Origin of the sequence: Stygiolobus sp. CP859M, assembly GCF_037389975.1 — an archaeon.
GTDB lineage: Archaea > Thermoproteota > Thermoprotei_A > Sulfolobales > Sulfolobaceae > Stygiolobus.
Genome location: NZ_JBBHKS010000017.1, coordinates 102,702 through 114,587 on the forward strand (window position 1 = coordinate 102,702; position 11,886 = coordinate 114,587).

13 protein-coding genes and 1 pseudogene are annotated in these 11,886 nt (G+C 38.6%); 9 read left to right on the plus strand and 5 right to left on the minus strand.

Annotated features, from left to right (window positions below; genetic code table 11):
• Positions 1 to 46: 46 nt before the first annotated feature.
• From WIW72_RS07565 to WIW72_RS07590, 6 genes are read left to right on the plus strand one after another with little or no spacing between them, the layout of a single operon-like run.
• Positions 47 to 682 carry a superoxide dismutase gene (locus WIW72_RS07565; protein WP_337700259.1) on the plus strand — a complete coding sequence of 212 codons (636 nt, stop codon included), beginning with the start codon at positions 47 to 49 and terminating at the stop codon, positions 680 to 682.
• A 30-nt stretch (positions 683 to 712) separates the two neighbouring features.
• Positions 713 to 1,804 (plus strand): NDP-sugar synthase, encoded by a 1,092-nt coding sequence (locus WIW72_RS07570; RefSeq protein ID WP_337700258.1) that lies wholly within the window; start codon positions 713 to 715, stop codon positions 1,802 to 1,804.
• 43 nt (positions 1,805 to 1,847) lie between these two features.
• Positions 1,848 to 2,510 (plus strand): hypothetical protein, encoded by a 663-nt coding sequence (locus WIW72_RS07575; protein WP_337700257.1) that lies wholly within the window; start codon positions 1,848 to 1,850, stop codon positions 2,508 to 2,510.
• A 32-nt stretch (positions 2,511 to 2,542) separates the two neighbouring features.
• On the plus strand, positions 2,543 to 4,441 hold the full coding sequence (locus WIW72_RS07580; protein ID WP_337700256.1) for a thioredoxin domain-containing protein: 1,899 nt from the start codon (positions 2,543 to 2,545) through the stop codon (positions 4,439 to 4,441).
• 13 nt (positions 4,442 to 4,454) lie between these two features.
• Positions 4,455 to 5,156 (plus strand): SDR family NAD(P)-dependent oxidoreductase, encoded by a 702-nt coding sequence (locus WIW72_RS07585; RefSeq protein WP_337700255.1) that lies wholly within the window; start codon positions 4,455 to 4,457, stop codon positions 5,154 to 5,156.
• On the plus strand, positions 5,153 to 5,809 hold the full coding sequence (locus tag WIW72_RS07590) for a hypothetical protein (protein ID WP_337700254.1): 657 nt from the start codon (positions 5,153 to 5,155) through the stop codon (positions 5,807 to 5,809). Before WIW72_RS07585 ends, WIW72_RS07590 begins: the two co-directional genes overlap by 4 nt.
• A gap of 1 nt (position 5,810) precedes the next feature.
• Here the strand turns inward: WIW72_RS07590 and WIW72_RS07595 are convergent.
• Positions 5,811 to 6,028: pseudogene (locus WIW72_RS07595) on the minus strand (hypothetical protein).
• A gap of 167 nt (positions 6,029 to 6,195) precedes the next feature.
• Between WIW72_RS07595 and nucS the strand changes: the two are divergent.
• Genes nucS through WIW72_RS07610 form a run of 3 tightly spaced genes read left to right on the plus strand, consistent with a single transcriptional unit; the run spans position 6,196 to position 8,310 of the window.
• Positions 6,196 to 6,981, plus strand: coding sequence for an endonuclease NucS (nucS, locus tag WIW72_RS07600; RefSeq protein ID WP_337700252.1), 786 nt, complete (start codon positions 6,196 to 6,198; stop codon positions 6,979 to 6,981).
• Positions 6,872 to 7,909: a glycosyltransferase gene (locus WIW72_RS07605; protein WP_337700250.1), complete on the plus strand. Its 1,038-nt coding sequence runs from the start codon at positions 6,872 to 6,874 to the stop codon at positions 7,907 to 7,909. Before nucS ends, WIW72_RS07605 begins: the two co-directional genes overlap by 110 nt.
• Positions 7,906 to 8,310, plus strand: a complete 405-nt coding sequence (locus WIW72_RS07610) for a hypothetical protein (RefSeq protein ID WP_337700248.1) — start codon at positions 7,906 to 7,908, stop codon at positions 8,308 to 8,310. Before WIW72_RS07605 ends, WIW72_RS07610 begins: the two co-directional genes overlap by 4 nt.
• Before the next feature lie 47 nt (positions 8,311 to 8,357).
• Here the strand turns inward: WIW72_RS07610 and WIW72_RS07615 are convergent, their stop codons facing one another.
• The 4 genes from WIW72_RS07615 to WIW72_RS07630 form a co-directional block, all read right to left on the minus strand.
• Entirely contained in the window at positions 8,358 to 8,783 is a 426-nt protein-coding gene (locus WIW72_RS07615; protein WP_337700246.1) for a hypothetical protein, read from the minus strand.
• A complete protein-coding gene (locus WIW72_RS07620) occupies positions 8,783 to 9,442 on the minus strand; it encodes a ParA family protein (protein WP_337700244.1) in 660 nt (219 codons plus the stop codon). Before WIW72_RS07620 ends, WIW72_RS07615 begins: the two co-directional genes overlap by 1 nt.
• 95 nt (positions 9,443 to 9,537) lie before the next feature.
• Positions 9,538 to 10,503 (minus strand): (Fe-S)-binding protein, encoded by a 966-nt coding sequence (locus tag WIW72_RS07625; protein ID WP_337700243.1) that lies wholly within the window; start codon positions 10,501 to 10,503, stop codon positions 9,538 to 9,540.
• Positions 10,494 to 11,870: an FAD-binding oxidoreductase gene (locus tag WIW72_RS07630; protein ID WP_337700241.1), complete on the minus strand. Its 1,377-nt coding sequence runs from the start codon at positions 11,868 to 11,870 to the stop codon at positions 10,494 to 10,496. The genes WIW72_RS07625 and WIW72_RS07630 overlap by 10 nt, the downstream gene beginning before the upstream one ends.
• Positions 11,871 to 11,886: the final 16 nt, after the last annotated feature.

Sequence of the window (11,886 nt, forward strand, 5' to 3'; positions counted from 1 at the left end):
AATCATTTAAACAAAATATTTAACCTATCTCTAACACTCTCTCTGTATGACTCAAACAATTCAATTTAAAAAATACGAACTGCCACCGTTACCCTATAAAATAGATGCATTAGAACCATACATAAGCAAAGACATAATAGATATACACTACAACGGGCACCATAAAGGGTATGTAAATGGTGCAAATACATTCTTAGAAAGAATGGAAAAAATCCTTAACGGACAATTGACCTCAGGACAATATGATATTCAAGGTTTACTTAGAGGACTAGTATTCAATATAAACGGGCACAAGTTACACGCTCTATATTGGAAAAATATGGCTCCTGCTGGTAAAGGAGGAGGGAAACCCGGAGGAGTATTAGGAGACTTAATTGAAAAACAATACGGAAGCTTTGAGAAATTCAAACTAGTATTCACAGAAGCTGCTAATAGCTTACCTGGTACAGGTTGGACAGTATTATATTACGATACTGAATCAGGTAATCTAGAGATAATGACGTTTGAGAACCACTTCCAGAACCACATAGCCGAGCTACCGATAATCTTAATCCTTGATGAGTTTGAACATGCTTACTACTTACAATACAAGAACAAGAGAGCCGATTATATAAACGCTTGGTGGAACGTAGTTAACTGGGACGATGCGGACAAAAAGCTTCAGAAGTACCTAAACAAGTAAATTTTTTATTATATTTTCTAAATTTTATATATGGTCTCCGCAATAGTACTGGCTGGTGGTTATGCCACAAGGCTTAGACCGTTGAGCATGACTAAGCCAAAAGCACTTCTTCCAATACTAGATAAACCACTTATAGACTATATACTAGATGCTCTAGAGTCTTCACAAGTCGATAATGTATACCTATCTCTACGTGTGATGGCGGATAAGATGCTAGAGCACATAAAGGTTACTAATAGGAACGTAATACCAGTAGTTGAAAAGGAAAGGTTGGGCGATGCAGGACCCCTTAAGATGATAAGTAGCCAGTACGAATTATCTGAGGACGTTATAGTCGTGAATGGTGATATTTATAATGAGATCGACTATAAAACGCTTATAGATTTCCACCAAAGTAAAGGGTGTGACGCAACAATCGTAGGAACTCAAGTTGAAGATCCTAAAAGATATGGTGTTTTAGTAGTAGATGACTACAGATTGGTTCAGATAATAGAGAAGCCCAAAATACCGGTAAGTAATTTAATTAATGCCGGAGTGTATGTATTTAAGAAAAAATTATTCGATAAAATTGACGGATTAGGAAACGGGAATAGTGTCTCAATAGCAAGAGATTTTTTACCAAGACTCATATCTTCAGGAACGTGTATTTCAGTTTATCCTTATAAAGGTCTATGGATGGATATAGGAATTCCTTCAGATTATATGAGAATTAACCTAGAGCTTTTAGCCCTTAAGTTTCCTAAAGGTTACGTTAGTGAAAACGCTAAGGTTAGTGAGAAAGCTGAGCTTAGACCACCTTTCTACATAGGCTATGAGGTTACGATAAATGACGACTCGGTAATTAGGAATTCCATAATAGGTAAAAGAGGGAAGATCGGAAAGGGAGACTATATAGAGGAGAGCATATTAATGCAGGGAGCTAATATAGGAGATTTTACGACCATAGCCGAGAGTATTCTAGGTGATAGCGTCACTGTAGGTAAGTGGAACAGGATAGAGAGTTCGATATTAGGTGACGAAGTTTTAACATATGACAATGTTTTGATCAATAAGGACACTATAATACTGCCCTATAAAGAAGTCTCTGAATCCATATACGAAAGAGGTAAAATAATACTTTAACTTTCGTATACGTCCCTCTCTTTTTATGAGCTGTTGAAGTTATATGAAAATATTATCCTTTATCACGTTATTCTCACTCATCATCATATCAGCATTGTATCCCTACGTTTTAACCGCCCTTAGTGAAACATCTTATCCAGTGAAGTTTTTATTAGAAGGACCAGTAATTGTGAACGTAATCTACAATAACTCAGATATTTTAATAGACCGTAATACTACGTTAACCCTATCAGGTGAAGTGACACTTAAGGCATTACCTATATCACTAGGATACGTCGTGCTTATAGACGGGAGAAAAGTTAGTAACACATCATTAAATATTAATGGACCTACAACAATTAACGTTACAGCTATAACGATCTATGTAAATTTATCTATCCATATTTTCGGGAAAGGCATAGTGACCGTACAGCTGAGTAACGGAAGTTCATACTATATCTCAGAAAACAAAACGTTTACAGTCGAAAATTACAGCTTCATATATATAAATGTCCCTTTCGATCAGAATGTGGTTTTTAATCACGATATAAAGAGTAACTTTTACGTTATGCTAGTAAACGGCTCAACCAGTGTAAACGTAACTTTTCTACCAAACAAAAATATCTCATCGCATGCTAAAATGTCGTTAAACATGACTGGTATTGCACTTGGTATATTAGCTCTGGCTTTTTACTTATTTTTCAAGAGAAAAAGTTCTTCTAACTAACTGTTATTAACGTGGAATATATATAATACTGTATGAACAGATTAAAAGACGCTGAAAGCTCATTTCTTAGACTATCAGCCGATAGTGAGATAGACTGGTATCCGTGGAGTGACGATGCCTTTAAAAAGGCTAGGGAAGAGGATAAACTAATCTTAGTAGACGTAGGCGCTTCATGGTGCCATTGGTGTCACGTAATGGACGAAACTACTTATAAAGACAGAGAAGTAATAGAACTGATCAACAAGTACTACGTCGCTATAAAAGTGGATAGGGACGAGATGCCAGACTTAGATAAACAGCTTCAGCTTGCCGTAAGTTCACTGACCGGGGAATCTGGTTGGCCCTTAACTGTTTTCATGACCCCTGACGGTAAAGTCTTCTACGGGGGAACTTATTTCCCTCCTGAGGACGCTTATGGGAGAATAGGTTTCAAAAGGCTTTTACAAGAACTTAATAGAATCTGGAGGGAAGAAAGAGATAAAATACTACAGGTACCTTCGACCCTTCACTCTTCTTTGAAGAATATAGAGTATTTAGTAGACAACCCCGATTGGGATAAGGTAGAAGAAGTCGTGTCAGCAATAATCTCTAATTATGACTTTGATCACGGTGGTCTTCAAGGAACAATGAAGTTCCCGCACCCAACAATAGATGAGCTACTAATGGCATATTCCTACTACACAAAGGATGATACCGAGCTGAAACTTTCAACTTACACTCTAAAGAAGATGTACTACGGAGGGATCTTTGATCAGGTAGGAGGAGGATTCCACAGATATACTGTAGATGATGAATGGTATGTACCGCATTTCGAAAAGCTACTCATAGACAATGCCGAGTTATTATTAGACTACATACATGCATACCAATTGACGCAAGATCCAGAAATCTTAGACGCTTTAAACTTGACTTCACAGTTTATATTGAGGGAGCTGTTTATCGGTGAAGGATTTGCTAATAGCTTAGATGCAGATTCTGAGGGAAAAGAAGGGTATTACTATACTTGGACGGAAGATGAATTTAAAGAGGCATTACAAGGTGAAGACTACAGATTATGGATAAGGGTTTTTAACGTCGATAGGGGTGAAGAGATTGAAGGAAAAAAAGTATTGAGGAGGGTAATGGACGTCAAGGATCTATCAAAATTCGTCAACAACCCTTTAGGCAAACTTAGCGAGATCAGGATGAAACTTCTAGAGTATAGAGTGAAGAATAGGAAACCACCTTTTAGAGACGATAACGTTTACACTTATCCTAATGCCCGTGTCATACAAGCACTCTTAGAGTCGAGCGTGATAACTGGTAAAGGATTAAACGAAGCGTTGAGAGTAGTAGATAAATTCTCTCGTAAAATAACTAGAAGAATAGGAGGAGGAAAAGACGGACTGCCGGAGGACTATGCTGCAGCCTTGTTAGCCGTAATTTCAGCATATGAAGTAACCGGAAACGTAAAGTACAAGGATTTGATCTTCGCGTTAGAAGGACAACTAAAGAGTCTAGACTGTAGCTATCCTATTGATTCTCCAAATGAGTCAGTAGCCTCATTGGCCCTTAAAGGATTTTTGAAGACCAGCGTCATGAAAGGAGAGATAGCGAACGTAAAGGTTCCTTTCGCTCCAAACCCATTATTCGTTGCAGGGATAGCTCACGTTACTGCGTCATTAGTTAAAGGAACGGCTCATATAGTAATTGTAGATGAAAAAGACGGAAAGGCTGATGAACTTCATAAAACCGCACTACTCGCGTATCACCCCATGAAAATGGTTGAGAAAGTTAGCCCCGATAACGCAGATTTCCTTCCATCATTTATCAAAGCGATGATAAAGTTTAACCAAGGAAATAGTAGGGCTTACGTATGTAAGGGGACTTCGTGTAGTATGCCTATAACATCACCTGAAAAAATTAAATTATTACTTAAATTAAACGGTTAACTATAGTTTTATAATGGGAAGGCTGGAAGGAAAGAAAGTTTTTGTTGTAGGGACAAGCAAAGGACTAGGGTACGCTATAGCCTATTTTTCCTCAAGTGAAGGAGCTGAGGTTATAATAAATTCAAGGAATGAAAAGAAGCTCAAAGAGATATGCGAAAATTTACGAAACTGCAAATATGTTGTAGGAGACGTATCAACTCCGCAAAAAGCTGAAGAGACAGTGAACAAAGCGGGAGACTTCACTGATCTGGTGATAACAGTGGGCGGTTATGTAGAAGACAAAATAGATGACCTCAAGGGGTTAGACGAAATGTTGACCAATCACGTTAAGGTCCCTCTCTACGTAGTGAAGAGTTCCCTCTCTAGACTAAGGAAAGGATCTACGATAGTATTAATTTCAGCAATAAGGGGAATATATACACCTCTACCTTTCCAACTATCTTACAGTATAGCAAAAGCTGGAATAGCAAAGGCAGTAGAGACTTTAGCCTCTGAGTTAATAGACCAAGGAATAAGAGTTGTGGGTATTGCACCAAGTGTAATAGATGGGGAATTTGTCCCAGGTAGGGATTGGAAGAAGATGAGAAGATTGGGAGACTTTAAGGCTCCGCCAGAAGACTTTGCGAAAGTTGTAGTATGGTTATTAACCGATGAGGCCGAATGGATAAATGGTGTAGTTATACCCGTAGATGGAGGGGCTAGGTTGAGAACATGAGCGAGGTTAGCTTCACATTTCGTTGCTCGGAGAGTTCGGTTGAATTCGTGTACAACTATAAGCTGATAAATCTAGAGTCTTCCCTTAGAAATAACATCAAAATAATAAAACTCCACACTAGTAGCTCTAGAGTCAGTTTTGAAAACGGTAGATTCTTCGACCCCCATAATTTGGTAGTTAAAAAAGGGAACGAGGGTGAAGAGTCCATTAAGGCAGAGCTAAAGAACGTAAGAGAAATTATCATAGATGGTTTAACTAAAGCTTCCATAGAGTTCGACTTACCAATATCTCTAATCAAACGTTATGTAGAAGACTTAGTGGAAAAACCTACTGCTATTAAACCTACTAGCTATTTAGACTTTGAGGTTTCAGAGCTGGAAATAGAACTTAACAAGATCTTCTTTGATAGAAACTTAAACATGCCAGGCGATGTAATACCTCAAAGGATCCTTAGACTGTCTATAAAAACTAATAAAGGATGTGCCAAGCTTAAGTTAAAGGAGAAATCTAACGTGACTCTGGAGTATGCTGAAGACTGCGAAACGTGGAGTGAAGACTCACTAAAGGTTCTCTCTGTACTCTCATCTCTACACCCTACTATCCTGGAAGTTAAGGAGGTAATAGATTATCTGAAAAAGATGTGCAGAGTGTGAGTTAGAGACTCTTCACTCTTCGCTGACTTCCTCCCCGCCAGCGAGGGTTCCCTCCCAAGGAGCTCATCGTTCGCACCATCGATTCGGGTTTACATCTCTCATCTGGTGGGCAGTCGAGTGGCTCAGAGAACCGCTGTCATTTGAAGGGGGACTTTCATTGCCGAGCTCTAGTCCCTTGAAGGAAAAGGAAGATTACGATTGCTCCTCCTACAGTCCCATTAAGCCCTCAATCGAGCTGGAGAGCAGCGTCATTAGCGTCACTAAGAGAAATTCTGGCAAAGAAATATTTAAACACGGGCTATCCATCCCCGCTGGCGAGGCTTTCCGCCCCCTTAACCCCTTTCTTTGTAACTTATTTAAATATTTCATTGTACGTAGGTAATACTGTGTATGAGGTATTACTAAATCCTAATTTTGAGGAGGCGAAGGATTTTGTTGAGAGAAATCTTAGCAAGTCACTAATTACGATTCTAGCAGAATGTGAAATATTATACGAGGGTAGAGCTTTTTCCAAAGCTTCCTCATCGAGAAGGCTTATTATAGTCAAGGCTGATGGAAGTGTTATTGTTCACGAGGGTACTAAAAGAGAACCAATTAATTGGCAACCGCCTGGCTCAATAATAGAGGTGAGTATAGAGAGCGGAGTCTTTAGGATTAAGGCTGTAAGAAAGAGACCGAAGGAAAAACTCGAGATTTTAGCGTCTAGAGTATTTTTTATAACCTCTTCAGTAGTAGAAGAAGGGAACTTCATCCTAATGGGAAGTGAGAAAGATGAAGTAGACTTGGTAATTTCAAAACCTGAGCTGATTGAGGAGGGATTTAAACCTTTACAAAGAGAATATAATACACCTTACGGTAAGATAGACTTGTTGGGTAAAGATAATAAAGGCAATTATATTGTCCTAGAGTTTAAACGCGCTAAGGCAACTTTGCAGGCCGTGTCGCAGCTTTATCGATATGTGATGTATTTTCGAGAAAGAGATCAATTAGTAAGGGGAATTCTTGTAGCTCCAGGGATTAGTGAAAACGCTTTAAACTTACTTAGCCGTCTTGGATTAGAATATGTTGATCTACGTAATATTATTGACTTTACCAATTGTGGCAGACATATTGTTACTTTACCAAATAGTACAAGAAATCAAGCTCAAGAGATCAGTCAGAGGGGACTTTAGAGGAAAAGCCTCGGTAATAGTTCCCGTAAGAGGTCTTGATATAAACGCTGATAATAATGTTAAGTCCTTACTTAGTCAGGATTATGAGGATTATGAGGTTATTTATGTTGTGGATGACCTAAGAGACCCGATCGTAGACGTATTGAAGGAGCACAACGTTAAGATTGTAGTTTCCGAGGAAACTTGTTCTCAGTGTAGTGGTAAAATTAGGGCACAACTGACCGGTTTAAAATACGCTAAAGGAGATATAATCGTCTTCGCGGACTCGGATACATATTACCCTAAAAACTGGTTAAGAGAGTTGGTTTCACCCTTATCAAACTACGTAGCGACTACAGTTTTCTCGTGGCCTAAGCCATATAGACTCACTATAAAAAACCTAATAAGGGCGGGATTTTGGACTTTTGGCTTTGAGTCACAAGCGATTGGTGGAACTTTTCTCTGGGGAGGTTCTATGGCTTTCAGGCAGGATTTCTTTACTAGAGATGTTATCGAAGAACTTAAGACACAGTGGTGCGACGATTGTACACTATCAAGGTTAGCAAAGGAAAGAGGTAAAATAGGTTTCGTATTTAATGCTATGCCTTTAAACGTTTTCGATGAAAAAGACTTACTCAGATGGACCAAAAGGCAGATACTAACGGTTAGGATATATTCTAATAAAGGATACAAAGGGTTCTTATTGGTAGCTTTCTTCTTCTCACTTTTTATCCTCTCGTTCTTTCTAACTCATAACGTTTTTTTCCTTACACCAATGTTAATATGGATAATAAAGAATTTAATAAGAGGAAGTTTTACGATAGGTATCACTAGTTCTATTATACCGTCAATTATGTCGGTCCCGGCAATTTTCTTCACTTTGGCGATAGCAATATTAGCTTACAAGGAAAAGTATATATTTTGGCGAGGCAAAGTTTACAAATTATGATTAAGTGGAAAATTATATTACTGATATCAATTCTCTTGCTGATAATTGGTATCGGAGTTGGTGACTATCTTATTTATCATTATGAAGAAAAAATTACAGTACCTCCTAACTCCTCAGTAGTAGTGACAAGTGCTGATATGCTAGTCCAAGGACAGCCTCCTGCTCTTGCTCCTGCTAACCTTCAAGAAGTAGGTAAGGTTCAAAACAACAATCAAGTAGACAATATTTATAGCGTATCACAAGCTACAATAACTAATACACATACAACGTCATTTACAGTATTACTAATTCATACTTCCGTGTTATTAGAGGCGGATTTTATCATACTAGGAGTTGGGTTACTACTTTTCATAATCTCTGCATTAGGTCTATTTTACGTTAAGTTTGTGAAAAAGACATAGCTCTAACAATTTTAAGTTATGAATAAGTGTTGAGGCACGAAATACCCTTAAATTTTCTTTTCTTCTTTAGCTAATTCCGTTGCGATTTTAAATAGTTCAGGATACATTTCACTTAGACCTTTCTCTAGGGCTTCTTTAGCTACTTTGCTCATTTTAAAGCTAGGTACCGTGTGATAGAGATACTGAAGCACTAAAAATGCCTGATAGCTCCATACACCAATCTTAGGATCCTTTTGAATAAACTCTTTCATTTTCTCCTTTATTACAAGCGATTTATCCTTCTCGGATTTTACATCTGGAGACTTGTCTTCCTTGTTGGAACTATTTAATTCTTTTGTAGAGTTTCCTTCTATTTTACTTACATCTTTTGTCTCAACAAGTTGTTTAACCTCGGTTTCAGAATTTTCCTTTTTTACCTCATTGCTCTCAACGTCACTTTTTTTTCTTTTTATTATGAGATCTAACTCACTCATCACTCGATCACCATCTTAGCTAACTTTTCGTAAAGACTTCCTAACTTAGGTTTCTTGACTCTGAACTCTTCATACCTGACTGCCGGAACGCCAAGTCTAGTGGCTTCAGAGAATAGTTTAGATTGAGGTATTGTGATATCTATACTCTTCACTGCAGAATAATCAACGTTTACAGCCTTTTTACTCATGTTAGTAACAGCGAAGGCTTTCTTGTTAAGACTTACGAGTCTAGAGTCAAGATTTTTTGCCGCCTCGAGCACTAATGGCTGCGGAGTTATCGGCGTAACGATCTTATCTGCCGCCATCATAGCTGATACTGACAACGTACCTAAGTTGGGAGGTGTATCTATAACTAGGTAGTCGAAAGATTCGGCTATCTTACGTAGAGTAGAGACTGTAGACTCGATATCTCCGTTAAGTTCCACCTTCAATAGCCCAATGTGGGCAGGGAACATCTCAACGTTAAAAATATTTACGCTTTTACCTCCTAAGGGATAATCTTTCTTTTCCCTTTTTATTCCGAAGGATACAGTGGCTCCTCCCTCGGGATCCAAATCTATTAACGCTGTGTTTTTTGTTTTAGCTAAAGAATAAGCGAGATTTACGGAGGTAGTAGTCTTACCGACCCCACCCTTTTGGTTAATGACTGTTATTATCATGTCTAGACTCTTATCTTCACAGTCTTTAATTCCGATTCTTCTCATAATACTTCTTAGTCTAAACAGATAAGAGAAGAGTAAGGTAAAAAGACTCATTATTTAAAAATCAAATCAGCAATATGTATTGGGTTTAAGCCCATTTTAATGAAAGCAATAGAACAAGAAGGGTTTGTAGAGACTACTGTATTCACTCCGCTCTTCAGAGTCTTCTCCTTCTTAATTTGCATAACTTGACTAGCCATATTCTTATTAAAGATAAAGTAATCACCTCCAGCACCGCATTCGAAGGACGGTTCCTCAGCTTCTCTAATCCTAATCCCCATCATTTCTAAAACTTGACTGTCATACTTATCGATCCCTGATAAGTGAGCGTGGCATGGTTGATGTAAAGTGACTTCCATATCCTTTTTAGGTAATTCCTTAACGAACTTGATTAAAAACTCTGAGAAGTCATATACGTTTAAACCCTTCTCCTTCATATGAGCCGAACAGTTAGATGAAAGAGAAACTATCGGCTTCTTAATTTCCTTCAGCTTACTTATTAGCTCTTCAGCCCTCGTGGTCTCTCCTACATGAGTGTGAGCCAATCCACAACAACCGTTCAGAATCTTCACTCTATACCCACGATTCTTCAAAAACCTCAACGCATTCTCTACAGTACTCCTAAAGACTACGGACATTATACATCCCGGGAACAATACCAGATCGTAATCCTCTTCCTCATAACTCAGCGGGGTAAAGCCGTTCAACCTGAGCACAGGTTTTATAAAGGGAGTGAGTGTCTCGGGTCTCTCTAGCATTCTTACCAAAACTTTCTCTATTACATTGGGTTTACGGACTGAAGTTATTATATCTGAGTATTTCACCCCGCTGGGGCATGCAAGTTCGCATCTCCTGCAGAACATACAAGTGTTAAGACCTACACTGCTAATACCTAATTTCACGGCTGTAATTCTACCGCGTGGTGAATGAGTTTCAGACCTAGTTATTACGTAAGTAGGACAAGCCTCAAGACAGAACCCACAATGCACACATTTAGAAAGCTCTTCTTTTAATCCCATTCCCATAACACCTTTAACTCTCTCGAATTTACTTTACAATTACCGAACATCTTACACGGATTGAACAAACCTTCCGGATCGAACGTTATTTTTAACCTCTTCATTACGTTCAAACTTATCTCGTCGTAATATACTCCGAGATACTTAACCTTCTCGATCCCTATTCCGTGTTCACCTGAAGGCACACCACCGTTATTTATCACTAGCTTTTCTATTTCATCACTCGCCCTGACTGCCCTATAAAAGCTATCGGAGTCCTCCGGATTATAGGAAATTAGAGGGTGTAGATTACCGTCCCCTGCATGAAACACATTAGCAATATAGACATTATATTTCCTGGATATCTCCCTGATTTTTTCTAATGTTTCAGCCAAATTGCTTCTCAACACGTTACAGTCCAGAGTTATATATGCGGGGGATATAGTTCCCATAGCAGGAAAAGCACCTTTCCTCGCATTCCAATACTTCGACTCTTCCTTAGTGCTTATTATTTCTCCTCCGTTATTATTTATCACATATTTCACTCTGCTCTCTTCCTCGGATACTTGCGAACCGTCAAGCTCTATTAATAGCAGTGCTTCACTCTCTGGCAGTCCTGCCTTATATCTGCTCTTTTCTATAGCTATAATCGAGTATCTGTCCATCATCTCTAAAGCTGAAGGTATTACACCGCTTCTGAATATCTCCACTATCGTATTCGCCGCATCCCTTAATGAGTTAAATGAAGCTATTACACTTTTTTTCTCCTTAGGTCGCACAAATAATCTAAGTCTAGCTCTAAGTATAGCTCCGAGCGTGCCCTCTGCCCCTATAAATATACTACTAGGGTTGAGAAACGGTGAAGGCTTAAATTCCTCAATCTCACCGTTCGGCAAAATTACCTTTAATCTTATTACACTGTTGTAAGTAGGGCCGTACTTAACAACATGAATACCTCCCGAGTCATGCGATATATTACCTCCTATACTTGAAACTTGGTAACTTGCAGGGTCTGGTGCGTAAAATAAGTGAGAAGGAGCGTTTTTAGTAACTATGGCGTTAACTATACCCGGACCTACTTCTATTTCTAAGCCTTGTATACTGTATACTTTGTTAATCCTGCTTAAGCCTACAACTACTTCATCACCATTAAGCGGAACTGTAGCTCCACTAAGACTTGTACCTGAACCTCTGACTATCACTTTCTTTCTCCGTGAAGTTAACAACCTTATTACCTTAACGACCTCATCTTCACTTCCCGGTAGAATAACAAGTTCTGGTTCTCCCTTAACAGCGGATAGACCGTCAAAACCGTATAGCCTTTTTTCATCAGAAGAAATCACCCATTCCTCTCCTACGATCTGCTTTAGCTCGTCAATTAATTGCACAAGCTTAAATTGTTAT